Source organism: Aliiroseovarius sp. D2-2, from assembly GCF_055809455.1.
On the sequence record NZ_CM147913.1, the window covers coordinates 762,940 to 787,956 of the forward strand.

20 protein-coding genes and 2 pseudogenes are annotated in these 25,017 nt (G+C 56.3%); 17 read left to right on the forward strand and 5 right to left on the reverse strand.

The window, feature by feature from the left end; genetic code table 11:
• Positions 1-132 precede the first annotated feature (132 nt).
• From AC0L6A_RS03805 to AC0L6A_RS03850, 10 genes and pseudogenes are all read left to right on the forward strand, one after another.
• Positions 133-615: pseudogene (locus AC0L6A_RS03805) on the forward strand (archaeosortase/exosortase family protein); the annotation flags it as partial.
• 43 nt (positions 616-658) lie between these two features.
• Positions 659-1,555: an exosortase T gene (gene xrtT / locus AC0L6A_RS03810; protein ID WP_473292298.1), complete on the forward strand. Its 897-nt coding sequence runs from the start codon at positions 659-661 to the stop codon at positions 1,553-1,555.
• Positions 1,556-1,581: 26 nt separating this feature from the next.
• Positions 1,582-2,400 (forward strand): VIT domain-containing protein, encoded by an 819-nt coding sequence (locus tag AC0L6A_RS03815; protein WP_473292300.1) that lies wholly within the window; start codon positions 1,582-1,584, stop codon positions 2,398-2,400.
• Positions 2,309-3,682 carry a VWA domain-containing protein gene (locus AC0L6A_RS03820; RefSeq protein WP_473292302.1) on the forward strand — a complete coding sequence of 458 codons (1,374 nt, stop codon included), beginning with the start codon at positions 2,309-2,311 and terminating at the stop codon, positions 3,680-3,682. The genes AC0L6A_RS03815 and AC0L6A_RS03820 overlap by 92 nt, the downstream gene beginning before the upstream one ends.
• A 60-nt stretch (positions 3,683-3,742) precedes the next feature.
• Positions 3,743-4,420: a response regulator transcription factor gene (locus AC0L6A_RS03825; RefSeq protein ID WP_473292304.1), complete on the forward strand. Its 678-nt coding sequence runs from the start codon at positions 3,743-3,745 to the stop codon at positions 4,418-4,420.
• A gap of 29 nt (positions 4,421-4,449) precedes the next feature.
• Positions 4,450-5,958, forward strand: coding sequence for an ATP-binding protein (locus tag AC0L6A_RS03830; protein WP_473292305.1), 1,509 nt, complete (start codon positions 4,450-4,452; stop codon positions 5,956-5,958).
• 116 nt (positions 5,959-6,074) lie between these two features.
• Complete coding sequence (locus AC0L6A_RS03835) at positions 6,075-7,325, forward strand: sarcosine oxidase subunit beta family protein (RefSeq protein WP_246928545.1); 1,251 nt, start codon at positions 6,075-6,077, stop codon at positions 7,323-7,325.
• A 10-nt stretch (positions 7,326-7,335) separates the two neighbouring features.
• Complete coding sequence (locus AC0L6A_RS03840) at positions 7,336-7,632, forward strand: sarcosine oxidase subunit delta (protein WP_246928547.1); 297 nt, start codon at positions 7,336-7,338, stop codon at positions 7,630-7,632.
• Positions 7,629-10,583, forward strand: a complete 2,955-nt coding sequence (locus tag AC0L6A_RS03845) for a sarcosine oxidase subunit alpha family protein (protein ID WP_473292306.1) — start codon at positions 7,629-7,631, stop codon at positions 10,581-10,583. Before AC0L6A_RS03840 ends, AC0L6A_RS03845 begins: the two co-directional genes overlap by 4 nt.
• Positions 10,576-11,139, forward strand: coding sequence for a sarcosine oxidase subunit gamma (locus AC0L6A_RS03850; protein ID WP_473292308.1), 564 nt, complete (start codon positions 10,576-10,578; stop codon positions 11,137-11,139). The genes AC0L6A_RS03845 and AC0L6A_RS03850 overlap by 8 nt, the downstream gene beginning before the upstream one ends.
• On the opposite strand, the gene AC0L6A_RS03855 is transcribed toward AC0L6A_RS03850, so the two are convergent.
• Together AC0L6A_RS03855 and AC0L6A_RS03860 are read right to left on the reverse strand one after the other, a co-directional pair.
• Positions 11,140-12,141, reverse strand: a complete 1,002-nt coding sequence (locus AC0L6A_RS03855) for a GlxA family transcriptional regulator (RefSeq protein ID WP_473292309.1) — start codon at positions 12,139-12,141, stop codon at positions 11,140-11,142.
• Positions 12,138-13,046 (reverse strand): LysR family transcriptional regulator, encoded by a 909-nt coding sequence (locus AC0L6A_RS03860; protein ID WP_473292311.1) that lies wholly within the window; start codon positions 13,044-13,046, stop codon positions 12,138-12,140. Before AC0L6A_RS03860 ends, AC0L6A_RS03855 begins: the two co-directional genes overlap by 4 nt.
• Before the next feature lie 110 nt (positions 13,047-13,156).
• On the opposite strand from AC0L6A_RS03860, the gene AC0L6A_RS03865 reads away from it, so the two are divergent.
• The 6 genes and pseudogenes from AC0L6A_RS03865 to AC0L6A_RS03890 all read left to right on the forward strand — a co-directional run bounded on the left by AC0L6A_RS03865 (position 13,157) and on the right by AC0L6A_RS03890 (position 20,836).
• Complete coding sequence (locus tag AC0L6A_RS03865) at positions 13,157-14,605, forward strand: aldehyde dehydrogenase family protein (protein ID WP_473292312.1); 1,449 nt, start codon at positions 13,157-13,159, stop codon at positions 14,603-14,605.
• On the forward strand, positions 14,605-15,582 hold the full coding sequence (locus AC0L6A_RS03870) for a membrane dipeptidase (RefSeq protein WP_473292313.1): 978 nt from the start codon (positions 14,605-14,607) through the stop codon (positions 15,580-15,582). Before AC0L6A_RS03865 ends, AC0L6A_RS03870 begins: the two co-directional genes overlap by 1 nt.
• The gene (locus AC0L6A_RS03875) at positions 15,579-17,264 is read left to right on the forward strand and encodes a hypothetical protein (RefSeq protein ID WP_473292315.1); all 1,686 of its coding nucleotides are present in this window, start codon (positions 15,579-15,581) and stop codon (positions 17,262-17,264) included. Before AC0L6A_RS03870 ends, AC0L6A_RS03875 begins: the two co-directional genes overlap by 4 nt.
• On the forward strand, positions 17,261-17,890 hold the full coding sequence (locus AC0L6A_RS03880; RefSeq protein WP_473292316.1) for a DUF3726 domain-containing protein: 630 nt from the start codon (positions 17,261-17,263) through the stop codon (positions 17,888-17,890). The genes AC0L6A_RS03875 and AC0L6A_RS03880 overlap by 4 nt, the downstream gene beginning before the upstream one ends.
• A 12-nt stretch (positions 17,891-17,902) precedes the next feature.
• Positions 17,903-18,913, forward strand: coding sequence for an Ldh family oxidoreductase (locus AC0L6A_RS03885; RefSeq protein WP_473292317.1), 1,011 nt, complete (start codon positions 17,903-17,905; stop codon positions 18,911-18,913).
• 83 nt (positions 18,914-18,996) lie between these two features.
• Positions 18,997-20,836 (forward strand): annotated as a pseudogene (locus AC0L6A_RS03890) (BCCT family transporter).
• Between the two features lie 117 nt (positions 20,837-20,953).
• Here the strand turns inward: AC0L6A_RS03890 and AC0L6A_RS03895 are convergent.
• From AC0L6A_RS03895 to AC0L6A_RS03905, 3 genes are all read right to left on the reverse strand, one after another.
• Complete coding sequence (locus tag AC0L6A_RS03895; RefSeq protein WP_473292319.1) at positions 20,954-21,634, reverse strand: GntR family transcriptional regulator; 681 nt, start codon at positions 21,632-21,634, stop codon at positions 20,954-20,956.
• Between the two features lie 107 nt (positions 21,635-21,741).
• Positions 21,742-22,764 (reverse strand): trans-3-hydroxy-L-proline dehydratase, encoded by a 1,023-nt coding sequence (locus AC0L6A_RS03900; protein WP_473292321.1) that lies wholly within the window; start codon positions 22,762-22,764, stop codon positions 21,742-21,744.
• Between the two features lie 27 nt (positions 22,765-22,791).
• On the reverse strand, positions 22,792-23,751 hold the full coding sequence (locus AC0L6A_RS03905) for a dihydrodipicolinate synthase family protein (RefSeq protein WP_473292323.1): 960 nt from the start codon (positions 23,749-23,751) through the stop codon (positions 22,792-22,794).
• Positions 23,752-24,049: 298 nt separating this feature from the next.
• Between AC0L6A_RS03905 and AC0L6A_RS03910 the strand changes: the two genes are divergently transcribed.
• Positions 24,050-25,015: a Hint domain-containing protein gene (locus tag AC0L6A_RS03910; protein ID WP_473292325.1), complete on the forward strand. Its 966-nt coding sequence runs from the start codon at positions 24,050-24,052 to the stop codon at positions 25,013-25,015.
• The last annotated feature ends 2 nt before the right edge of the window (positions 25,016-25,017 follow it).

Sequence of the window (25,017 nt, forward strand, 5' to 3'; positions counted from 1 at the left end):
GCATGGAAATGCAATTCTTGATTGAGCGCAAGGGGGTTGCAGTGCGTTGAATGCCATACCAAACGCCTTCCTGCACATTTCCTGCACATCTTGCAGCGCTGGTCTGCACAACTGTCTGCGCAAAACGGTTGCATGGAACAAAAACGCGATACCCTGTTGTGGATTGGCCTGTCGACTGCATCGGCCCTGCTGGCCATCGAACCCGTGCGATGGCTGATTACGAGTTGGCGCGATCCCTCATATCAATCCAATGGTGGATTATATGGCGCTTTGATTATCGGGCTTGCAGTCCTGTCCCTTTGGAGCTCCCGTCCAAGCGGCCCTGACACACGGGGACGCGTTTTTGTTCTATTCCTTTTTGCGGCCGGGGTCCGTCTTGCGGGTCAGATGCTGGCGATCAACATCCTTAGCGCCTTGGCGCTGGCGATTGATGTGTTTGCATTGGCCACGTTCCTGCGACTGGATCAGCGCCGAATTGCGCTTTCGCCACTTTGGCTGTCGGTGTTCTTCCTGTTCTGCCTTCCGCTGGCCCCGATCCTTCAACGCGTCGCGGGGTTTCCGCTTCAGATGATGTCAGCCGACGTCGCCTGCGCGATGTTGTCCCCGTTCTTTGCGGATTTGACCTGCGAAGGTGTTCGCCTGCAATTGAACGGCGTTGATGTATTGGTGGACTCTGCCGTGTTCCGGCGCGTCCGGCTTGCTTTTGATGGTAAGCCTATGGGCCTTTATCAATGTTTTGTTTCGCCCCGCATTCTTCCGCGCCGTGCTTGCTGGTGTCGTGATTGGTCTGGCGACTGTGATTGGCAATGGTGTGCGGATCACGCTTCTTGCGGCTGGGCTTGGCCAAGGCGTGAACACGATGGAGCCCGGACTGCATTCAACGATCGGGCTGGTGTCTTTGGCGCTGGTTGCACTGCCCGTGGTGGTGTTTTACCGCCCTCAACCCGCCGCTCCCCGACAAAACTGGCTGCCAGCCTTCAGGTTGCCCAGCGTTCTGCATCTTCCCATCGCAGGTCTGGCGCTTGCGATGGCTGTGGCTGTGGTCAACGCACCGCGTACACCGCTGGATCGGTCCGACAACGTGGCCGAAATCAAATTGCCCGGCCAGCTATTGGGCAACCCAGCGCAAGGCGTGCCGCTGAGCGCAACTGAAAAGCTGTATTTCGCAAGCTATGGCGGCTTTGCGCAGAAGGCGCAGTTTGGTCCCATGGGATTGAACGTCGTGCGCACGTCTTCGCCCTTACGGCATCTCCATTCACCGGCGACCTGCCTGCTTGGGATGGGATATGACGTCCGTTTTCTCGGAACGCGGTTCGATCCGCTTCCCACATCCGTTTACGAAGCCACATCCCCCGATGGTCAGGTTTGGACCGTTGCCGTCAGCTTTGTCTCGCTGGATGGCGCGCAGACAGCAGGTGTCGGCGAAGCTGTCTGGAGCTGGCTGAACGGATCTTCGCGCGTGTGGCAATCCATCCAGCGCATCACCCCCAAATCCATGCCCGAGCCCGAGCGTGTTGCCTATGAGCAGGCAGTGCTGGCGGCTTTGGACCTTTGACTATTTTTCGACAGAAGGAGTTTCCCATGACCAACACAACATTACGCCAATCACCGCGCAGTCTGGGTCGCAGATATCCCCGCATGAATCGCGTGACGCTGCTGATTGTTGCCGTGGCATTTGCGATCTCGCTGCCAATTTCGGCGTTTGCTCAATCGGAATTGGATGACGTCGCGGGTCGGGTGATTGCGCAGGTTAATGGCGAAACGGTTGAGCTGCCAATGCTGGATAGCGCTTATAGGGTCAATATCGAGGGCGACATGGCAACGGTGGAGCTGCGTCAGGTTTTCTCAAACCCCTCCGAGGTGCCGCTTGAGGCAGAGTACTTTTTCCCGCTGAACCAAAATGCGGCAGTATTCGGGATGACCATGCAGGTCGGGGACGAAATCGTGCAGGCCGTGATCCGCGAGAAAGCGACCGCAGAAGCCGAGTACAAACAAGCCGCATCCGAGGGTAAAGCAGCGGCGTTGCTGACCCAACACCGCCCGAACATGTTCACTCAGAAGATCGCCAATCTGATGCCGGGTTTGCCGGTCGAGGTCACGCTGAAATACGTGCAGATGGTTCCCAAGATCGACGGGCAGTTTGAGCTGGTTGTGCCGTTGATCGTTGGGCCGCGTTATGAAAGCCCGCAAGTGAATGCAGAAGAGCCTGCTACGGATGTCGACGCACCCCGCGCAGAACGCCACCTGGTCGATCAGTCCCGTGCCTGCTTATCCGAATGTGGCTGGGTTGGATTTGCCAACAAGCATCGTGTCGGATCGCGTTTCGCTGGACCTGAACATGGTGGCCGGGGTCGAGATGTCGCAATTGGCAAGCCCAACTCATCCGCTGGATATAGTTGAATCGGATGGCAGCCTGAACGCGCAATTCGCGCAAGGAAAGGTCATGGACAACAAGGACTTGGTTCTGCGCTACATGCTGGGCGGTGACGCGTTGCAGGCCGCAACCCTAACCCATCATGACGAACGCGGTGGCTTCCTGTCTGTGATGATCGAACCGCCCGCTGTGCCTGATGACGCCACAGCCACACCACGCGAATTGGTTTTTGTGCTGGATACGTCAGGCTCGATGTCAGGGCAGCCACTGGCTGCAAGCAAACGGTTCATGGATGCGGCCCTGAAGGGTCTGCGCCCTGACGACTATTTCCGGATCATCCCATTTTCGAGCACAGCGCGGCATTTCGCAGAAGACGCCAGCCAAGCAACCACGTCCAACATTGCAGCAGGCCGCAAGTTTGTCTCGCGTTTGTCTGCCCGCGGTGGGACAGAGATTGACAGGGCCATCCGCACAGCCTTCGAAACCGAAAGCCCGGAAGACACCATGCGCATCGTGGTCTTTCTGTCTGACGGCTACATCGGTGACGAGGCACGGGTGCTGCGCACCATTCGTGAACAGATTGGGCAATCGCGTATCTATGCATTCGGGATTGGAAGTTCGGTCAACAGATACCTGTTGGATGCCATGGCGGACGAGGGTCGTGGATACGCTCGCTATGTTGGACTAGATGAAGACGCCATGGAAGTTGCCGACATTATGGCCGCGAACCTGAAGACACCCCTGTTGACAGATATCGAGATTGACTGGGGTGATCTGGAGGTCACGGATATGACGCCCTCCCGCCTGCCCGACTTGTTTGCCGGAAACAGTTTGCGTGTTTATGCGCGGTACAAAGGAAGCGATCAGGGGCAGGTCACGCTGAAGGGACTTGTCAGAGGGCGTGTGGCTGAAATGCCTGTAGAGCTTGTCCTGTCAGATCAGGAAGGTGAAGCGGCGCTGCCACTAATCTGGGCACGCAACCAGATCGCGAAACTCGACCGCCGCATTGCCGTACGTGATCGGGCGGATGCTGCTGATAAAGAGATCACCCGGCTTGGGTTGGAGTACTCACTTCAAACCCGAAACACTTCCTTCGTCGCTGTGTCTCAGAATGTGGTGAACACAACCGGAGAAGCGGCAACTCAAGCCAGCGTTCCTTTGCCCATGGTGTCAGGCGTAACGAAGAATGCGTATCCGCAAGGGTTCGCAGGGTCATCGTCACCCGAACCAGAAGCCATGCTGGGAATGATCATGATTGCAGTGATGACGCTTCTGGGGTTGAGGCCCCGGCGCAAGGCGGGGGTCTGAAGAATGATCCATAATCAAGTTAGACTGGACAACGGCTCTGCCCCTTGCAAGACATCAAGCATGGTTACGCATATTCTGATTGTAGACGATGACCCCAAAATCCGCGACATCATCCGTATCGCTGTGGAAGCCGCTGACATGCGCACAACCGAGGCCGCGAACGGTGAAATCGCTCTGACCCATATCGGGCGCGAGAAAATCGATCTGGTGGTGTTGGATATAGGCATGCCCAACATGGACGGGTTCGATTGCTGCAAAGCGATAAGGGCACAGTCGGATGTACCGGTGCTGTTTTTGACCGCGCGCGATGACGAGATCGACAGGGTTCTGGGCTTTCAGTTGGGGGCGGATGATTTCGTCCCCAAGCCGTTCAGCCCACGCGAGCTTGTGCTGCGCATCAAGGCGATACTGTCACGGGCAAATGCCGCTACGCGCCGGTTGGTGCACGGTGCGTTGTCCATCGACACGGCTGGCCATGTTTGCCGAATTGCCGAGCATGAGTTGGACCTGACAGCGACCGAGTTTCAGCTTGTGGGTCACCTTCTGGCGCGCCCGGAACACGTTCACGATCGCAATCAGTTGATACAAGCGGTCTATGGTGCCAATTCCACCATGTCAGGCCGCACGATTGACAGCCATGTCCGCAACATACGCGCCAAGGCGGCGCAGGCGGGGTGTGATGATGTCATTGTGACTGTCCATGGTGTTGGCATTAAGCTTGGCCCATGCAGCCTGTAACCCGCATACGCAAAAAATGGCGCCCCTCGATGGCTCTTGTCGTGGGGCTCGTTTGTGTGGCGCTTGTTTCGATCCCGCTTGCGGCAATGCTGACAGTGCAGTTGACGTCAAATCAGTTTGTCCGGGAAACCGAGCAATCTCTTTTGAAGCAGGGGGCGATATACTCTGAAGTCTATCGTGCCAGTTTCGAGGCGTTAGGCGGTTCAGAGGTCGGGACGAAAGCCTTTCCAAAGCAACTGGAGTTCTGGAGCGAGGCCTTGCATCCCATTCCATCCAGAATTGACGTTCGCAAACAACCGGTGCTGCCGCCTGTGCCCGACGGGGAACCTGTCGATGCTCATGCGGACGCGCGCCATGACGACGTGTTGTCCCGCCTTCGGGAACTTGCAAAAGCTGCAGGCAGAACGACCTTGGCAGGTGCCATTTTTCTAGACCACCAAGCTGTGGGCTTAGGGGAAGATGGGCTGCGCAGCTTCGAGCAACTACCTGAGGTGCAAACCGCGCTGACAGGAAGCGTCGGGGTAACGCTACGCGCTCGTGACGATGACTATGGTCGCCATCCTTTGAATTCGATCAGTCGCGATACGGGGTTTCGCGTTTTTGTTGCCTATCCTGTGCTTTCGCAAGACCGCGTGATCGGTGTTGTGTTGCTGTCACGTACCCCGCTTAGCCTTCGAAAGTTCGTCTTCCGTGAACGCGCGCCATTGATGATCATGGGGGTGTTCACCCTGTCCGGGGCCTTGCTGCTTGGCTTCCTTTTGTTGCGGCTTATGTCGCGACCAGTGCGTGGGTTGCGCGATGAGGCACGGGCCATTGCAGCCGGTGAAAAGCCCAAATCAGAACCTTTGCAGCACTACGGGATGCGCGAGCTGGCGGACCTTGGTGAAAGCATGCTGTCTATGGCGGATACCTTGGATCAAAAATCGCAAGAGATCGCCACATACACGGACCATGTTACCCATGAGCTGAAGTCTCCGGTCACGTCGATATCGGGTGCTGCTGAACTTCTTCAAAGCGACGATATGAGCCCGGAAAATCGCGCCAAACTGCTTGGAAATATCCGCAGCGAAAGTGAACGGATGAACATCCTGCTGACCCGCTTGCGCGAGATGTCTCAGCTACGTCAGGAAGCGCAAAAAGGGCCGGGTAATCTGTCAAAGATGCTGCCAGATCTCGACGGCTTGACCATCCATATTGCCCAGCCCAGCGAGGACGAGATCCCGCTTTCGAATGATCATGGTGAAATCATACTTTTGCACATGGCGCAGAATGCTTTGGCCCATGGCGCGCGAAATCTGGAACTGCAGTTTCAGAACGGGGTTTTGCGAATTTCTGATGACGGTGAAGGCATTTCAGAAAACGATGCTGCAAAACTTGCCGATCCCTTCTTCACCACGCGGCGTGCGCAAGGGGGAACCGGGATGGGTTTGGCCATCGTCTCGGCCTTGTTAGAGATCTATGGCGCGCATTTGCACGTCACGCCAAACAATGCGACGCCAGCAGGCGGCGCTGAGTTTGAGATCCGCTTCTCGGCCTGACCAACGCCCCGCTTTGTGGCGGGCTTGTCGGTTTTATGCTCACTATTGTCAGAAACCACGCTGTCGGTAACCGCTTTGGAACGGATCAATGGGTACAGGCGATTATTGGACTAGCGATGAAATACTCTGCTTTCAGGCTGATCAAAGAGGCATTGACCGGGCACAAAGGTTGGGGGCCGCAATGGCGTGATCCCGACCCGCAGGATGCCTATGACTATGTGATCATCGGCGGCGGTGGGCATGGCTTGGCAACGGCCTATTATCTGGCGAAAGAGTTTAATGGCGCGCGGATCGCGGTGCTTGAAAAAGGCTGGATCGGTGGCGGGAATGTCGGGCGCAACACGACAATCATTCGCTCGAACTATCTGCTTGATGGGAATGAGCCATTCTATGAGTTTTCGTTGCGGTTGTGGGAAGGGCTTGAACAAGACCTGAACTATAACGCGATGGTCAGTCAGCGTGGCATTCTGAACCTTGTGCACACAGACGCACAGCGGGATGCAGCGCGCAGACGTGGAAACGCGATGATCCTGAACGGATCAGACGCCGAACTTTTGGACACCGACGGAGTTCGGGCCATGTACCCGTTCCTGAATTTTGAAAACGCCCGTTTCCCTATCAAGGGCGGCCTTCTGCACCGGCGTGGCGGCACTGTGCGTCATGATGCGGTCGCGTGGGGTTATGCGCGCGGCGCGGACCAGCGTGGCGTGGACATCATCCAAAACTGCGAAGTCACTGGGTTCCGCATCGAAGACGGTCGCGTACTGGGCGTCGAGACGTCGCGCGGGTTCATCGGGGCGGGCAAGGTTGGCGTGTCGGTCGCTGGCAGCTCTAGCCGGGTGATGGCGATGGCGGGCATGCGTTTGCCGATCGAAAGCCACGTGTTGCAGGCCTTCGTGTCCGAAGGGTTGAAGCCCTTCATTCCGGGCGTGATCACCTACGGCGCTGGGCACTTCTATTGCAGCCAGTCCGACAAAGGCGGGCTGGTCTTTGGTGGCGATATCGACGGCTACAACACCTATGCCCAACGCGGAAACCTGCCGGTGGTCGAGGATGTGATTGAAAGTGGCATGTCATTGATCCCTGGCCTTGGACGCGCGCGGCTTCTGCGCAGCTGGGGCGGCATCATGGATATGTCGATGGATGGTTCACCCTTCATCGATAAGACCCATATTGACGGGCTCTATTTCAACGGCGGCTGGTGTTATGGCGGGTTCAAAGCCACGCCTGCAGCGGGCTATTGCTTCGCCCATCTGCTGAAAACAGATCGCCCACATGAGACCGCAACGGCCTATCGGCTGGATCGGTTTATGACCGGGCACATGATTGACGAAAAAGGGCAGGGCGCGCAGCCCAACCTGCACTGAGGACAGACCGATGATCATCAACCATCCGCTTCTGGGGCCGCGCGACGCGCAGGAATTCACCTATCTGGGTGACGCAAGTCTGATCAATCGACCCTACTGGTTGTCAGAAAATGCTCTGCGAGAGTTTCACGACTATCTGCATCTGCGCGATAATCCGGCGGGTCTGCACCGTGAACTGTGGTTCCATGAACAAGGGGATCGGTCATGGCTGGTCGTGACCCGCGACACCACCACGCACGAGATCACTAAGGTCGAACTGGCCCGCGATGTCGCGCGCGCCAACCGGGCGGCTGAGGTTGAGGCATGACACAGCCCAACCGTCTTTCCGGCGGACTGATCGATCGGTCAGCGACGCTCAATTTCTCATTCGATGGGAAAGCCTATCAAGGGCACGCAGGCGACACGCTGGCCTCGGCGCTGTTGGCCAATGGCGTGCGCTTGATGGGGCGGTCATTTAAATATCACCGTCCGCGTGGGGTGTTGACCGCCGGGTCGGAAGAACCAAACGCGCTGGTCGAGCTGCGTTCGGGCGGTCGACAAGAACCGAACACCCGCGCGACGGTGGCTGAAGTCTATGACGGGCTTGCCGCAAATTCACAAAATCGGTGGCCGTCTCTGGAGCGCGATATGATGGCGATCAATGATCGCTTCTCGAACTTCCTGAGTGCGGGGTTTTACTACAAGACCTTCATGTGGCCGAAGGCGTTTTGGGAAAAGGTTTACGAGCCAATCATACGCAAAGCCGCAGGGCTTGGAAGCCTGACGGGCGAGGCTGATCCCGATGTCTATGACAAGGGCTATTTGCACTGCGATTTGTTGGTGATCGGTGCGGGGGCGGCTGGGTTGGCCGCAGCGCTGACTGCCGGACGGGCTGGGGCGCAGGTCATTTTGGCGGATGAGGATTTCCGTCTGGGTGGACGTTTGCTGTCTGAAACATCGGCACTGTCTGACCTGTCAGGCGCGGATTGGGTGGCACAGACTGAAGCCGAACTCGCCGCGCTGCCGAATGTGCGGATCATGCCCCGCACCACCGTGTTTGGCGCATATGATCACGGGATATACGGAGCGGTTGAACGTAACGCCGACCATTTGCCCGCACCTGAGATCGGGAAGCCACGCCAAACGCTTTGGCGGATTTATTCCAAGCGCGCTTTGGTTGCGACGGGTGCAATCGAGCGCCCGGTTGCCTTTGAAAACAATGACCGCCCCGGCGTGATGCTGGCAGGTGCCACGCGCGCTTATGCCAACCGTTGGGCAGTGACGCCCGCGCAGTCGGTCGTGGTGTTCGCGAACAACGATGACGCCCACCAGACAGCCCGCGACCTGATCGCGAAAGGTATTGACGTACCTGCCGTGGTCGATGTTCGCCCCGGTGCGCCGTCGATTGCAGGAACTGAGGTTCTGACAGGGGCTGAGATTATCAATACGAAAGGTCGGCTGGGGCTGCAGTTGGTCACGGTTCGACTGGCCAATGGTCAGACCCGCGAGATTTCCTGCGGGGCGCTGGCCATGTCCGGTGGCTGGAATCCCAATTTGGGACTGACGTGCCACCAACGCGGCCGCCCGGTTTGGAATGAAAGCATCCACGCCTTTGTGCCGGGGGGTGACCTTCCGGTCGGGCAATCCGTAGCCGGGGCCGCGATGGGTGAGATGTCGACCCACGCCGCGCTGAATTCGGGGACGACCAAGGCCATAGCGGCCCTCGCCGATCTGGGTATCAAGGCGAAGCCTGTTGACTTGCCCAAAGCCAATGGCGCCCCCGTCTCGCTCACCCCTTTCTGGCACGTTGCAGGCGCGAAACGCGCATGGCTCGATTTTCAGAACGATGTGACCGTGAAGGATGTGAAACTGGCGCATCAAGAAAACTTCACGTCGGTGGAGCACCTGAAACGCTACACCACGCTGGGCATGGCGACCGATCAGGGCAAAACGTCAAATGTCGGCGCGCTTGCGGTGATGGCCGAGCTGACAGGCAAGTCGATCCCGCAAACCGGAACCACCATTTTCCGCCCGCCTTATACGCCCGTGTCCATGGGTGCGCTCGCGGGTCGTGCCGTGGGCAAAGAGTTTCACCCAACCCGCCTGACCCCTAGCCACACATGGGCCGAGGAACAAGGCGCGGTGTTTGTCGAGGTTGGCAACTGGCTGCGCGCGCAGTGGTTCCCGCAGAAGGGCGAGACGCACTGGCGTCAATCTGTGGATCGCGAGGTGCTGGCGACACGCAGTTCGGTCGGTATTTGCGACGTGACCACGCTGGGCAAGATCGACGTTCAGGGCGCGGATGCCGCGGAGTTTCTGAACAAAATCTATGCCAATGGTTTTGCGAAACTGCCCGTTGGCAAGGTGCGCTATGGTCTGATGCTGCGTGAAGATGGCGTGGCCTATGACGACGGCACTGCCGCCCGTCTGGCCGAGGATCATTTTGTTGTCACCACCACCACCGCCAATGCGGTTCTGGTTTATCGCAACATGGAATTTGCCCGCCAATGCCTGTGGCCGGATCTGGATGTGCAGTTGATATCGACGACAGAAGCCTGGGCGCAATATGCAGTCGCAGGCCCCAATGCGCGCAAGCTACTGCAAAAGATCGTGGACCCGGAGTATGACATCTCGAACGAGGGGTTTCCCTTCATGGCCTGCGGCGAGATTACGGTTTGTGGCGGCTGCCGTGCACGGCTGTTCCGCATCTCGTTCTCGGGTGAGCTTGCTTACGAAATCGCCGTGCCAACCCGCTATGGTGATGCGCTGATGCGCGCGCTCATGGCGGCGGGCGAAGAGTTTGACGTTACACCTTACGGTACTGAGGCGCTGGGCGTCATGCGTATCGAAAAGGGCCACGCAGCTGGGAATGAGCTGAATGGTACGACAACCGCGTTGAACCTGGGGCTGGGGCGCATGGTGTCTACCAAAAAGGATTTTGTCGGAAGTGTGCTTTCACAGCGCGACGGAATGAAACAGGACGACGCTTTAAATCTTGTGGGGCTTCGTCCTGTTGACGTCTCTCAGACCCTCCCTGCAGGCGGGCATTTGATGAATGTTTCTGGTCCGACCAGCGCTGCAGATGATCAAGGCTACGTTACATCGGCCGCATATTCCCCAACCCTTGAAACTTCGATCGCATTGGCATTCGTAAAAGGTGGGTTCGACCGGATGGGAGAGCGGTTGCGATTGGTCAATCCACTGGAAAATCAAGAGGTGCTGGTAGAGATTACCAGTGCTCACTTCGTTGATCCGGAGGGGGATAAACTTCGTGCATAAACTGCAAGCCCTTACACCACTGGGCGCGGATGTGCCGCGCGTTGATCAGATCGGCACTTTGACGATTTCAGAGGTCGTTGATCAGGCAGTGGCTTCTGTTGCCGCGCGCACCGATCAATTGGACAAGCTGCGGGCCGCCATCTTGAAACACCATGATCTGTCGCTGCCCGATGTCGGACAGGTTGCTTCAACCGGGGGCTTCTCGGCGCTTTGGACCGGACATGAACAATGGATGATCTTGGCCCCGCATGACCATCACGAGCTGTTGGCGTTTGAGCTAAAACAGGCGTTGGGGCAAACGGCCTCGGTGGTTGAGCAGACGGATGGCTGGTGTCGCTTTGACGTGGAAGGGGACGCGCATTGTGACTTTTTCGAACGACTGACCAACGTCCCTGTGCGAAACATGACGTCGGACAGTGTTGTCCGCGGCACGATCGAGCACATGGGCGCATTCATCTGGCGTTTGACTGGCCGAAAGGTGGCAGTGATTGCGCCACGCTCCTCTGCGGCCTCACTTCATCATGCATTGATCACAGCTGCCCATTCGGTCGCCTGATCAGCCGATAGGCAGCGCATCGCTGGACCCAACACGCATTGAGTTTTTGGCACGCCGATCTGCAATCGGCGTACGGCCAAAGCTTTCACGATAGTGGCGTAAGAACGCACTGGGTGTTGTGTAACCGACCATAAAGGCCACTTCGGTCACCGGAGTGTTTGAATAAAGCACAAGCTGCCGCGCTTGGTTCATGCGCATCATTCGATAGTATTTCAGGGGGCTTTGGCCTGTCGCCTCTTTGAAGTTCCGTTCAAGCGATCGGGTCGATACACCCACGGCGTCAGCCACATCGCTGATCTGGATAGGGCTTTCGATATGCTCGGCAAAATGCTCGATGGCTTTCGCCACTTGCTGGGGGAGCAGATCCTGACTTTTTGCAGTCGTATGTGCAGGCGTTTTCTGGGCTGCCGTTGCGCTTCGGATATAGGGGTGCTGAAACCAGCAGGCGACCTCGGCCATGATGTCGCCGCCCAATCGCTCTTCGATCAGGGTGAGCATGTGGTCGAAAACCGCCGATGCTCCTGAAATTGTGGTCAGTGATCCATCCAGACAAATCACCGTGTTCTGGATGGGGATGTCTGGGAATTCAGCCTGAAACGCAGCCTCATAGCACCAGTGCACAGACATTGGTGTGTCACCACTTAGCCCAGTGCGGGCAAGTGCAAATACTCCGCCGCTTATCGCACCCAACCGGGTTTTTCGGCGTGATAAACGTTGCAGTGCCGCGTGCGCACGAGCAGGTGTTTTGAAGCGTTCATTCGGGCTGGCCGTAAACAACAAAAGGTCCATCTCTTCGACCTCGGGCAGGGCCATGTCTGGGGCGAAGCTCACCCCAGCAGAAGAAGGAACCGGGGTATTAGTTTCGGCGATCACCTGCCACTGAAACGCCTTGCGCCCCGATATTTCATTGGCGGCGCGCAGGGGTTCGATACAGGATGTAAGGCACGCCATAGGAAAGCCCGGAAATATTAGGATGCCAAGGGTAAGGGGCGCGTCGGTCATGGCTCTGCTCCAAACCCGTCATGTTGGGTCAGCTCGCTGGCGCAATCGATGATGTGACGTTCCAATCGGCGGGCGGTTGGGGACTGAGTGGCCCCAGCTTTGCGCAGCAAATGGATTCGCCGTTTTGCGACGGGATCGGTCAAAGGACGGAAAGCAAGGTCAATGGAATTGGATGCTCTCACAGCCATTTCCGGAAGGATTGTTATTCCAATTCCTGCCCGAACCATCGCGGTTAAGGACGTCAGGTTCTGTGCGGTCAGCAATGCTTTTTGGTGCAACACGTGCGAGGGGGCGGCGTCAATTCCAGCCGACAGGCTGTTGGCGATCAAGCGTTCGTCCCCCAACGCATCCCAAGTTATCGGCCCTTGTTTTTTCGCCAGTGGGTGGTCCTTCGGGCAGATCACGCCAAAGGCGTCCGACAGCAGGAACTGACTGTGGAGGCCCGCGTTGTTTTCCCCAAGTGTGGCGATGCCAATATCGATGCGGTCGCGGGAAAGCTCGTGCAAGATGGAATGGGAATCCATGTCTCTTAGCTCGATATCAACATTGCTTAATTCATTGATGTAGCGCAGGAAAACCTGTGGAATGATTGAACCAGCAACGGACGGAACGGCCGCGATCCGCACATGTCCATGCGTGGCCTTTGCAAAACCTTCGATGGCTCTGACGGTGCTGTCAAACTGTGACAGCTCGCGTTCGGCCTGCTCAAGAACGAATTCGCCAAGGGCGGTCAGTTTGTTCTTACGATCGGTTTCGAACAGCGGTTCACCCAGATGTATCTCAAGCTGTTTAAGCATCATGGACACAGCAGATGGCGTGCGCCCAAGCGCATGTGCCGCGTCGCTTAGATTTCCCCTTCGCGCAACTGTTGCGAAGCCCCGGAGCATTTCGATTTTCAGCGTCATTGGTCAACATTCAAAATTATTGAAACTAACTTCAGTAATTTGAGTTTGATTGAAGTGACGTAAAAAGTCCATACTGGATGAAATTGACTTCTGTGTAAGGCGACACTTTCATGACTGATATCCAAAAAAACCTGATTGCTGGCGAATGGCTGACTGGCGAAAGCGAGATCGAAAACCGCAACCCGTCAGACCTGTCCGATCTTGTCGGTATGTTTGCACAAGCCAGCGGTGATCAACTTGAAGCCACCTTGGATCAGGCTCGTGTCGCCCAGCGCGAATGGGAAGCGTATGGCATGGAGCGTAAGCAGGCAGTTCTGATGGCCATCGGCAACGAACTGATCGCACGCTGTGAAGAGCTGGGAACGCTTTTGGCCCGTGAAGAAGGCAAGCCGTTTGCAGAAGGCAAAGGCGAAGTGTATCGCGCCGGTCAATTCTTCACCTACTACGCCGCAGAATGTCTGCGCCAATTGGGCGAGAACGCCGACAGCGTCCGTCCGGGTGTTGAGATTGATGTGCGTCGCGAAGCCGTGGGCACTGTGGCTATCATCAGCCCGTGGAATTTCCCAACAGCCACCGCGTCTTGGAAAATTGCGCCTGCGCTTTGCTATGGCAACGCGGTGATTTGGAAACCCGCCAATGCGACGCCTGCATCGGCTGTTGCTTTGGCCGAGATCATCAATCGTCAGGACATCCCAAAGGGCCTGTTCAGCCTTGTTATGGGCGCTGGTCGCTCGATTGGACAGCGACTGGTAGAAAGCCCGAAAGTAAACGCGATCTCGTTTACTGGGTCTGTGCCGGTGGGCAAAGGTATTGCCGCCGCAGCCATCCAGAACTTGACCAAAGTGCAGATGGAGATGGGTTCGAAGAACGCGCTGGCCGTCATGGACGACGCGGATTTGGATCTAGCTGTCACACTGGCGCTTGGTGGCGCCTTTGGCGGCACCGGTCAGAAATGTACCGCGTCTTCGCGCCTTGTTGTGCATGAAGCCATTCACGACGCCTTTGTCGAAAAACTGGTGGCAGGCACGCAGGCAATGAAAGTCGGTCACGCGCTGGAAGAGGGCACCCAGATGGGTCCGGTCGTCAGCGAACAGCAGCTGAGCGAAAACCTCGCTTACGTCGATCTGGGCAAGTCGGAAGGGGCCGAACTTGCCTGTGGTGGTGCGCGTCTGGAAATGCCAACCGAAGGGTTCTACATGTCGCCGGGTGTGTTCCTGAACTCCACCAACGACATGCGCATCAACCGCGAGGAAATGTTTGCGCCCCTGACCAGTGTGATCAAGGTGGGCAGCTATGATGAAGCGCTGGCCACGGTGAATGACACCAATTTCGGTCTGACCTCAGGCATCGTGACGAAATCTCTGGCCCGGGCCACGCATTTCCGCCGCAATGCGCGCACCGGCGTTGTTACCGTGAACCTGCCGACCGCAGGTACGGATTACCACGTGCCGTTTGGTGGCCGGGGTGACAGCTCTTACGGACCGCGCGAACAGGGCAAGGCAGCTGCCGAGTTCTACACCACCGTTAAAACCGCTTACATCAGCGCCGGTCCCGTCTGATGCGGATTGACGGTCTTCAGTACGCCAACTGGTCGGAAAAGATCTTTCGCCAGCTTCGTGAAGGGGGCGTGGACGCGATCCACGTCACCATTTCCTATCACGAGAATTTCCGAGAGACCGTCCTGAATTTTGAGAAATGGAATCGCTGGTTCGAGACCTACCCTGATCTGATCATGAAAGGTCAGTGGGCCAGCGATATCGACGTGGCCCGTGAAACAGGCCGCACTGCCGTGTTCTTTGGTTTCCAGAACCCGTCGCCCATTGAAGACGACATCGGTCTGGTTGAAATCGTGCACACGCTGGGCGCGCGTTTCATGCAGCTGACCTATAACAACCAGTCGTTGCTGGCGACGGGCTGTTACGAGGCAGAAGATACCGGCATCACCCGCATGGGCAAACAGGTCATCAAAGAGATGAACAGGGTCGGCCTTGTGGTGGACATGAGCCATTCCGGCGATCGCTCCACCATCGAGGCTGCCGAACTGTCCGAGCGTCCCATCGCTATCACTCACGCGAATCCGTATGATTGGTCGCCTGCTTTGCGCAACAAGCGCGACGCGGTGATCCATGCGGTAACCGAACACGGTGGTATGCTCGGCTTTTCGATCTATCCGCATCACCTGAAGGACAAGTCCGATTGCACGCTGGAAAGCTTCTGCGAAATGATCGCGCGGACGGCAGAGACATACGGTGTCGAGCATTTGGGAATTGGCACCGACCTGTGTCAGGATCAGCCCGACAGTATCGTGGAATGGATGCGCGTTGGCCGATGGACGAAAGAGATCGACTATGGCGAAGGATCAAAATCCGCGCCGGGTTTCCCCCCAATGCCCAGCTGGTTCGAAGATAACCGCCACTTCGGAAATATCGAAGCCGGTCTAAAGGCCACAGGTATGAATGCCGACGAAGTTGCCGGCATCATGGGCGGAAATTGGTACCGCTTCTACGATCAGAGTTTTGGGCCACAAGCCAAATGAGACAAGCTGCCGATCATATAACGCGCCGCGCGCCTGAAGATGTGATGAGGCTGAAACGGCTTGGGTCTTTGCATCAGTGCCGACTTAGCTTCATGCGCGTTCTGACCCGCCGAATGGCACGCGAAAACTGGAAATTCACCCGTCCGATCTTTGACATCAATGCCGATGGCGTAGGGCATGCGGTTTACACGGCGCAAGGTCCAGATCGCGCTTATTCGCTTGTTGCGTTTGCGCATGATCTTCCGCCCGAAATGCGTTCCGATCGAGTGATTGCCACAGCATGGGATGCAACATTTACGCTGTTTGATGGGGTGCCAGATGCCGCTGACATCCAACGGCTGTCCCAAAATGTGCCGCTGCAGGAAGCAGGTCGGGTCAGCGGGCGTGAGATCTCGGTGTCTCGTGCCAACAGATCAGTTCGACTGTGGGCACACTTTGTCGATGCACTCGCCGCCGGCCAACAGCCTGATCAGGAAAAGATCGATGCCGTTGGCTATTTGATGCGCACGACAGCGGTCTATGGATCAGGCAAGCTTGGGGCATCGGACCGCGAGGGCATTGCGGATCGTGAAGAAATGGCCGTTCCTTTCCAGGCCGAGATGCTGTCGGTGTTCCTGACCCGAACATTTGTGCGTGATCTCGTACAGCATATGGCGAATGCGAAGGGGGGCGACCTAGCTGTTGGGCTTGATCCCAACATTGCGCGCCAGCTTGGGATCGGCAATTCAACGGGCTTGGGCATGGCGCCGTTCATCGTCAACCACCCGGTCTTGTTCAACAACTGGATCATGGCCCGGGAAGAGGCGATTGCCCGCGTTCGTGCATTGAAATCTGCAAGTGCGGATGAGCGCGCGACCTTCATCTCGCTTCTACAACGAAGCGCCAACACGATTGATCAGTGGCGTTCCGAACACCCAATTCAGATTGAAAAGCTTAAAGAGCTGAAAGCTGACTTGAAGCTTCTGAACGCCTACCTTGCCAAAGATGCTCTTGCGGGGGATGCGCCGTGGGATAAGCTCATGAACTGGACCTCGGCCTCACTCAGCGAAGAAGGACAAGAGCTTGTCGCGTCGCTGATACTTGAGCCTTATGGTGATCTTGTCGACGGATTGGCCACCTGCATGGCTGACAGCAACAAAGAGGCTTTCGTGATTGATGGGGCCACCACTGTCGCGCAGACACGTGCTTTGATCAAAGACAGCTTTGGCTGGGCGCTTGATACCGATTGGACCGAAAAAGAAAACCATGCGCGAGCATGGTATGTTTCGGAAGAAAAGCTGGAACCTCGGTTAGGGGAGCGTTTCGAAGAACCAATCGCGGAATATGAACAACCCCTTGCCCCAGCCCGGGATGCAGTTGCCGCTTTCAATGCGCTTGCTTTGTTTGACGCGGACCTGCCGATCGCTGAATTTCTTTTGCAGCACCCAGAACATCGTCACACCATTCGGCGGGCGCAGATCAGCCAGATCGCGCCTTACGGAGAAATTCGCGACAACACGATTTCCTCTACAGTTCTGCCGATAGATATGTTGCGGGCGAAGTTGTCGTTTTTTGGGGCAACACGCTTTGATCCACGCTCGGATCGCTGGGTTCGGATTTGTATGTATGCCGGTGCGCCTTATCCCGACGAGCTGACAGACAAGAACGCAGATCTTTGGGTTTACCCGGAGGTCGCGCTATGAGCTTCTCTCTGAACGAAATGGAGGCCACCGCCAAACGCGCCGCACGTGGTGCCGGGTATTCTTGGGGTTTGGCTGAGGAGGCTTCAAAGGCAGCGCGCTGGCTATGTGTTCATGGGTTAAACGGCAGCGAAGAATTGATACAAGTTCTACAGCGCGGCTTTACTGATCAGTCGGATCATCACAGGCCGCACTCAGTTCAAGGCATCTGGCAGAGCGAAGGTGAACTGTGCCCAATCGCTGTCGGTGCGTTGCTTTCTGATTGTGCGCAGCATCTGTCGGACAGGTCGATCGAGATGCAGCATGTTGCAGTCCCATCCGTCCTTCTGCCCTTTGCTGCAAACGTGGCAAAGGTTACGCGGCAAACGGTATGTGTCGACGCTGATGGGACGATTGCCAGAACAGATGGCGTTTGTTTGGATATGCAGGGTGATCTGCCGAAAATCGCCCGGCGCGTGTCGGTGTCCCTGTCTTTCGATACGGTGACGACCACGACCCCTCAAACACGCTCACATCCAGATCAGGCAAGCTGGGACGCTTTGAACCAGTTTGCACACCGAACCTATGCCCCTGCGACCGAGGAATCCCGAAAACTGGGTGCCGGTGCGGGGCTGTCAGACAACGATTGAGAAGGCAACACAATGGTAGAGACGAAAACACTTACACTGGCCGAAATCGAGGACCTGTCTTTCCGCGCGCTTGTCGCGGCCGGAACGTCAGAAGAAAACGCGCGACCACTGGCTGTTGCCACCGCAGCGACCGAAGCTGACGGTGTTGCCAGTCATGGTCTGGCATATATCCCAATTTACTGCGAGCACGTTCAGTGCGGTAAAGTTGATGGGCAAGCCAAGCCTGTACTGGAACGTCCAAAGCCGGGTGTTATCACCGTTGATGCGGCTACAGGTTTTGCGCATTCCGCAATTGATCAGGGGTTCGAAGCATTGATCCCCGCAGCGCGCGAGCAGGGTATTGCCGCGCTGGCGATCCGCAACAGCTATAACTGTGGTGTTCTTGGCTATCACACACATCGACTGGCGCAGGCCGGTTTGTTGGGGATTGGGTTCACCAATGCGCCAGCCTCGATCGCGCCATCGGGTGGTGCCAAGCCTGTTGTTGGCACAAACCCTTTCTCGATTGCTGCGCCGGGTTCAGATGGGCAGCCAGCCGTGCTGATCGACCAAAGCGCCAGCACCATCGCCAAAAGCGAAGTGATGAAACATGCCCGCGAAGGCAAACCCATCCCCGTAGGTTGGGCTCTTGACGCGGAAGGCAACCCGACCACCGATCCTGAAGTTGGTCTGAAAGGCTCGATGGCTCCGTCCGGGGGGTACAAAGGTGTGGGTGTCGCCTTGATGACTGAAATCATGGCAGCGGCTATGACCGGGGCCACCCTTGGCATCAATGCCTCGCCGTTTTCGGGCACTGTGGGCGGCCCGCCGAAAACCGGACAGTTCTTTCTGGCGATCGATCCGGGGGCAACCTCGGGTGACGCATACTCGACCGGTGTTGTCGGTTTGGTCGAAGCAATCCACCAACAAGAGGGCGCACATTTGCCCGGTGATGGACGCCGTAACAAACGGCTGTCTGCGAAGGATAATGGTGTTGCCGTGAATGTGGCGACATTGGCGAAAATTGAAGCTATCCTGAATTAAACCAAGCGGAAACCATCCGGGGGGCCGCTATCGGAAAATCAACTAACCCGGAAAATTTCACGTGCGAACTAGGGAGGAGACGCATGTCTTTAAAGCAACCATTCACCGACTTGGAGGTCAAAAGGGCCGCAAGTGGGTTCTACGAGGGGCACAGCGTTGAAATCGCGCTTCTCAGCAAAGCAATCATGGTTGGCCTGGTTATCTGGGCCCTTGTCTGGCCTGCCAACGCCAACGGCGTTCTTGGCAGTCTTAACTGGAAGCTTCTGGAAAGCTTCAACTCGTTCTACATCGTAATCGTTGGTCTTTTCTCGTTCTTCTTGCTGGTGGTGGCAGTGTTGCCGCAAACCGGTCGCAGGATCATGGGACGCGAAGGCGAACGCCCTGAGTTCTCAAACTTCTCTTGGTTCTCGATGATGTTTGGCGCCGGTCTGGGCGTCGGCCTGATGGTGTTCGCCACGGCAGAGCCTCTTGGCCTTTGGGGTTCCAACCCCGAGGTGCTGGCGGGCAGCGTTGGTGCCAACAGTGCTGAGGCTGTTCAATCCGGCTTCCGCTACACGTTCCTGCACTATGGCTTCCACGCCTGGGCAATCTACGTCGCGACCGGGCTGTCGCTGGCTTATTACGCTTACACGCGTGACATGCCGCTGACGATCCGTTCGGCCCTGACACCGCTTTTCGGTAAGATGATGAACGGCTTTCTTGGCCATGTTGTGGATGTTCTTGGGGTTGTTGCAACGATCCTTGGTGTATCCGTAACCATCGGTTTTGGCGTGTCACAATTCATCGATGGTCTTTATGCGATCACCGGTGCTGAATGGATGATGGACATGACAGGTGATGCACCTGCACCAGGCACAGTTGGCCTGATCGTGGGTCTTGTTGTGATCATGAGCCTTTCCATTCTGTCCGCTGTGTCGGGTGTTGGTCGTGGGGTGAAATACCTGTCGAACCTTAACCTTGTCCTGTCGATCATCCTGCTGATGACCTTTGTCATCTTCGGGTCGTTTATGTTCGCCATGACAACCTACGCCACTGCATTTGCCGACTATATCCTGCACTACGTCTCGCTAAGCTTTGGCGCATTCGGTCCACAATCCGGGGCTGATTTCGCGGCAGCTCTGCCAGCCGAGGCCGCACCATATGCCGACGCATTGCGTGGCGGAGCGACCAACGCTTGGGGTTCACTTGCGGGTTTTAAGTCAGGTCTTGAAGGCGAGGCTGCAGCCCTGTCTGACGATGTTCTAACTGCCGCATATGCTGCTGGTGAGCCGGGACGTCAGTTCGGCTGGCAAGCTGGTTGGACCACGTTCTACTGGGCTTGGTGGATCGCGTTCTCACCCTTTGTGGGACTGTTCCTAGCGCGTATCTCGAAAGGTCGTTCGGTTCGTGAGTTTATCGTTGGCTGCGTTTTCGCCCCTGCACTTGTCTGCTTTGCGTGGATGACTGTTCTGGGTGGCACGGCCATCGACATGGAACTGAGCGGTGCTGCTGAAGGCGCGATCATCGGGGCTTCGAACACAGCCAAACTGTTCGTAACACTTGAGCAGATCATCTCGGGCGGACTTCTGTCCGGCATTACCGTGATGTGTGTGGTCCTGATCATGACGTTCCTGGTGACGTTCGGCTGACTCGGGCATCTTGGTGATGAACACCATTATGTCTGGTGGCGATCAGAACATCGGCAACAAGCACAAAATCGTGTGGGGTCTTATCCTAACGTTTGTGATCGGCACATTGTTGATCGCAGGTAAGACCAATGGCGGTGCTGATCCGATGGAGGCACTTAAGAGCGCCATGATTATCGGGGCCTTGCCGTTCACTGTGGTAATGGGCCTGATGTGTGTCGCGCTTACGAAAGCACTGTACCGCGACGGCTTGCGTGACAAGTTGGCCAATGCAGAGCAAGCTTCGGCTGCTGAGTAAGCCTATAAATCAATAGACCAGACAGCGAGTGATCGTTGTCTGGTCTTTTTTTATCCGCAAGGAACATGAATTGTTTCTGCTGGGTATCAACATCCCCAACACATCATGACCGGCTATTCAGCGCGCTTCGGCCTCTCGCAGCGCTGAGATCATGCTCAGAAGCTCGTCTTTGGTGTTTTGGATGTGCTGAGTTAGCAAAGCAGTCGCTGCGGTCACATCCCTGTTCACGGCAAGTTCCAAAAGGCGACGATGCTCGTCCTTTGCACCATCGCGTTGTTCCATAAGGCTTAGGTGCATCCGCACATAGCGATCGGATTGCAGATTCACTCGATGCAGCAGTTCGTTTGTCAGCCCGCGCTGCGCGGCTGCATAAAGCGCGGTGTGGTAGCTGAAATTCAGCGCGCCCCAATGAGCCACGTCATCCGCATCGTAAGACGTTTCCATTTGCGTCAGGAGCATTTCGCATTTGTCGAAATCAGTCTGCGTCATCTTCGGTATGGCGCGTTTGAACAAATCCACTTCGATCAGAATACGCAGATCAAAAATCTCACCGATCTCGGCAATCGAGTGCTTTACAACCGATGCTCCGCGATTGTTCGTCAGATGGACAAGACCTTCGGCATCCAACCGTTTCAACGCTTCGCGGATTGGCATGCGCGATACGTCATATTCATCGGCCAACGCTTCCTGACGGATCACCGCACCTTCTGCAAGGTCGCCGCTTAGGATGCGTTCACGCAAGTCGTTGGTGATGACATCCGGAAGGCTTTGTCTAGCAATCTTGCGTTTGACGGTCATGTAAGAGCCCTGGTTATTGCTTTTCCGGCATTTTGAAACTGGTGTGCCAGATGTTCAAGTGGGATGCACCCACTGTTTCTTTGACCAATGGGTCAGATGCGCCTGCCCTAAGCACCCCATGTGTCGCTGAGACGATAACCGCCTGGCCAGGGATCATCAGGGTCAAGCATGTGCTGATGTGTTCCGGTGATCCAGCCACGACCCGAGATTTCGGGAAGGATTGCGGGGCGGCCATTTAGGTCAAGCGTCTTCACCACACGGCAGCGGAATTCGCTGTTGATGACAGATCGTGCATGATAGCGATCTGTCGCTTTCATCTGACCTTTCGCCAAAAGCATCGCCATACGTGCTGACGCACCCGTGCCGCAAGGTGATCGGTCCAGCTTTCCGGGCTTGATGGCCACTGTGTTTTTGCCTTCAAGAAGATCGCCGTCGCGGGTTAAGGAACCAGCGATTTGGCAAAACGAGATGTGGTTCCAATCTGTGACGGGATGGCTGAAGCCAAGCTGTTCATTGGCGGCATCGGTTATCCTTGATCCAGTGCGCGCCAGATCGGCAGCTTCGTCTGGCGTCAGAGCGAAGCCCAGATCGGTGGCGTCAACGATCACGAAACTGTCGCCCCCAAATGCGGTGTCGACGCGCAGGGTTCCCAGCCCTTCGACCTCGACCATCGCATCAATCTTGTCTGCAAAACTGGGCACGTTTTGAACGTAAATCCGTTCGGCTTTGCCATTCCTGCATTCTGCGCGCACCCGAACCAGACCACCCGGTGCTTCCAACGTCAGGTGGGTTTCGGGCTCGGTCATTGGCAGAATGCCACTGTCCAGCAGCACAGTAGACACGCAGATCGAATTTGACCCGGACATTGGCGGCGTATCTTCAGGTTCCATTATGATCCAAGCCGCATCAGCTTCGGGGTGTTTTGGAGGAACCAAAAGGTTCACGTGGCGAAACACTCCGCCTCGTGGTTCGTTCAGGACGAAGTTGCGCAAGGTCTGATCCGCAGCAATGAAATTGCGTTGCTCCCAGACCGTATCGCCGGGCGGAGGGGCAACACCGCCGACAATCACATCGCCCACCTCTCCCTCGGCATGGGCGGAGACCACGTGGATGACTTTATTGCTACGCATCTTGATCCTTATGAGTTGCGGATAGGCTTACATGCACTCGGCGATGATACCACCCTGTTTTGACCAGTCAGCAAACCATGCTTTGAACAAGGTGTATTGCTGTTCACAATAGTTGCGCTGCGCATCGGACAGGGCGTCAGTTTCATAAAAATGCAGGCGGTATTCGTCTTCACCATTCAGGACCAAAAGGTGCTTGTAGTACAGCACCAGATCGGTGCCTTCGTCAAAGCTGGCCAGAACGCCAAAAGCGTCTTCCAGCTCAAGCGCGCGCTTGCGGGCCTCGGCATGGCCTTCTGCGGCTTTCTGCGAAAGGGCCGCCAGTAGCAACGCTTCTTTCGGAAGGGCGGTGCCGATCCCAGTGATCGAGCCTGTCGCGCCGCAATTGACGAAGCCGTGATAGACTTCAGTGTCGACGCCGACCATCAGTGTCACGCTATCATCCTGACTGGTGATGTGCTCGGCCGCATAGCGCAGGTCGTCCTTGCCGCCGAATTCCTTGAAGCCAATCAGGTTGGGATGTTCTGCGCGCAGGGCGAAGAACAGGTCTGCTTTAGTCGCGAAACCGTAAACGGGGCTGTTGTAGATGATGGCAGGGACATCCGGTGCGGCAGACAGGATCGCTTTGAAATGGCTTTTCTGCGCGGCCATCGACGATCCCCGCGACAGAACGCGCGGGATAACCATCAGCCCAACAGCGCCCACTTTTTGGGCGTGAGCCGCAAGTGCAACGGCGGATTTCGAATTGATCGCACCCGTCCCCACAACGACGGGAATCCCTGAACTGGCAAGGCGTTCAACGCCCGTCATGCGCTCTTCATCTGTCAGAAGCGGCCAGTCCCCCATGGACCCACAATAAACCACAGCCGACATGCCGGCAGCGATCATCTCGTGTCCCTTTTTGACCAGCGCGTCATAGTCTGGCGTGCGGTCAGAAGTGCACGGGGTCATCAAGGCAGGCATGGTGCCAGAAAACACGGATTGTGACATAGGGATTCCTTTTGAGGAGGGAGGTGGAAAGCAGGTCCTAGGTTGTCATTAACGGATACTGTATCCAAAAGCCAGAAAAACCTTCACCCATCAGAGTTGGGTGCACTCATCCTGGGCGTGTGTTTTTTTGTTGTGATGCAGTTATAGCGAGATGAAAATTGCAACTTCACACTTAATGCAGTATTAATGTTCAGCATGTGTTTCGCGAACAGGCCGGAAATTAGTGAGCTGCCGACAGCTATTTTATTTAGCCAAAACAAGCCGCAATGAAAGCCTATGTGTTGAGTGGAGGTGAGCTATGCCCACCTATAATGTACAAGGTTGGATTTGGTCAGGGACGGGGACGCCCACCACTTTAGTGCCGGTCACCATTGAAGATGACGACCCCAACATGTCCCCTTACTTCACCGATGATTTCACAGAAGAGATCACAATCGGTGGAACAACCTATACCAATCCGCAAGGCGGCACCTACGAGCTGACCTTTACGGATTCCAGCGGCACCACGCATACAGAAGACTTTTATCTTTGGTCGACAGGTAGCAATTTCATTTTTGTACCAGCCCCAGGATCGGCTTTTGACGATGGGTCTGTCATTGACAGTCTAGGGGGGTGGCAGGACTATACTTCTGGTTTCGCTTGGGACGATGTAACCTGTTTCACAGCAGGTACTCTCATCGAAACCAAGCTTGGTCCGATAGCGATTGAGGATGTTCAGGTTGGTGACCTGGTTCTGACCGCAGAGGGTGTGAAGCCCGTGCGATGGATCGGAAAAAGCCCAGTGACTGTTGAGAAGCTTCTTAGCAACCCAAAGCTGTTCCCAATCCGAATTACCGCTAGCGCGCTGGGTGATGGGCTGCCAAAGCGCGATCTTCTGGTGTCCCGCCAGCATCGGATGCTGATCAGCTCACCTATTGCGCAACGTATGTTTGGAACGACGGATGTATTGGTCCATGCGGTCAAGCTGACACAGCTTCCCGGTATCTACATTGACCAATCTATGACCGAGGTCACGTACTACCACATGCTGTTTGATGACCATCAAGTGGTTTATGCAGAAGGCGCGCCCAGCGAAAGCCTATATACCGGACCTGAGGCATTGAAGGCGATCAGCGATGACGCGCGGGAAGAGGTTTTGACGTTGTTTCCCGAGCTGGCGGATCGGGACTATAGTCCCAGCTTTGCCAAGTTCACACCAGACGCGAAACGCCAGAAGAAACTTGTTGAGCGTCATCTTAAAAACAAGAAACCTCTGCTGGTTTAGGT

Bases quoted from the DNA above. Each gene is read 5' to 3' on its own strand.
- AC0L6A_RS03910 (WP_473292325.1), top strand. From the start codon at position 24,050: ATGCCCACCTATAATGTACAAGGTTGGATTTGGTCAGGGACGGGGACG.
- xrtT (WP_473292298.1), top strand. From the start codon at position 659: ATGTATTGGTGGACTCTGCCGTGTTCCGGCGCGTCCGGCTTGCTTTTG.
- AC0L6A_RS03900 (WP_473292321.1), bottom strand. From the start codon at position 22,764: ATGCGTAGCAATAAAGTCATCCACGTGGTCTCCGCCCATGCCGAGGGA.
- AC0L6A_RS03825 (WP_473292304.1), top strand. From the start codon at position 3,743: ATGGTTACGCATATTCTGATTGTAGACGATGACCCCAAAATCCGCGAC.
- AC0L6A_RS03905 (WP_473292323.1), bottom strand. From the start codon at position 23,751: ATGTCACAATCCGTGTTTTCTGGCACCATGCCTGCCTTGATGACCCCG.
- AC0L6A_RS03855 (WP_473292309.1), bottom strand. From the start codon at position 12,141: ATGACCGACGCGCCCCTTACCCTTGGCATCCTAATATTTCCGGGCTTT.
- AC0L6A_RS03845 (WP_473292306.1), top strand. From the start codon at position 7,629: ATGACACAGCCCAACCGTCTTTCCGGCGGACTGATCGATCGGTCAGCG.
- AC0L6A_RS03860 (WP_473292311.1), bottom strand. From the start codon at position 13,046: ATGACGCTGAAAATCGAAATGCTCCGGGGCTTCGCAACAGTTGCGCGA.
- AC0L6A_RS03885 (WP_473292317.1), top strand. From the start codon at position 17,903: ATGGTAGAGACGAAAACACTTACACTGGCCGAAATCGAGGACCTGTCT.
- AC0L6A_RS03830 (WP_473292305.1), top strand. From the start codon at position 4,450: ATGGCTCTTGTCGTGGGGCTCGTTTGTGTGGCGCTTGTTTCGATCCCG.
- AC0L6A_RS03840 (WP_246928547.1), top strand. From the start codon at position 7,336: ATGATCATCAACCATCCGCTTCTGGGGCCGCGCGACGCGCAGGAATTC.
- AC0L6A_RS03895 (WP_473292319.1), bottom strand. From the start codon at position 21,634: ATGACCGTCAAACGCAAGATTGCTAGACAAAGCCTTCCGGATGTCATC.
- AC0L6A_RS03875 (WP_473292315.1), top strand. From the start codon at position 15,579: ATGAGACAAGCTGCCGATCATATAACGCGCCGCGCGCCTGAAGATGTG.
- AC0L6A_RS03880 (WP_473292316.1), top strand. From the start codon at position 17,261: ATGAGCTTCTCTCTGAACGAAATGGAGGCCACCGCCAAACGCGCCGCA.
- AC0L6A_RS03865 (WP_473292312.1), top strand. From the start codon at position 13,157: ATGACTGATATCCAAAAAAACCTGATTGCTGGCGAATGGCTGACTGGC.
- AC0L6A_RS03815 (WP_473292300.1), top strand. From the start codon at position 1,582: ATGACCAACACAACATTACGCCAATCACCGCGCAGTCTGGGTCGCAGA.
- AC0L6A_RS03835 (WP_246928545.1), top strand. From the start codon at position 6,075: ATGAAATACTCTGCTTTCAGGCTGATCAAAGAGGCATTGACCGGGCAC.
- AC0L6A_RS03870 (WP_473292313.1), top strand. From the start codon at position 14,605: ATGCGGATTGACGGTCTTCAGTACGCCAACTGGTCGGAAAAGATCTTT.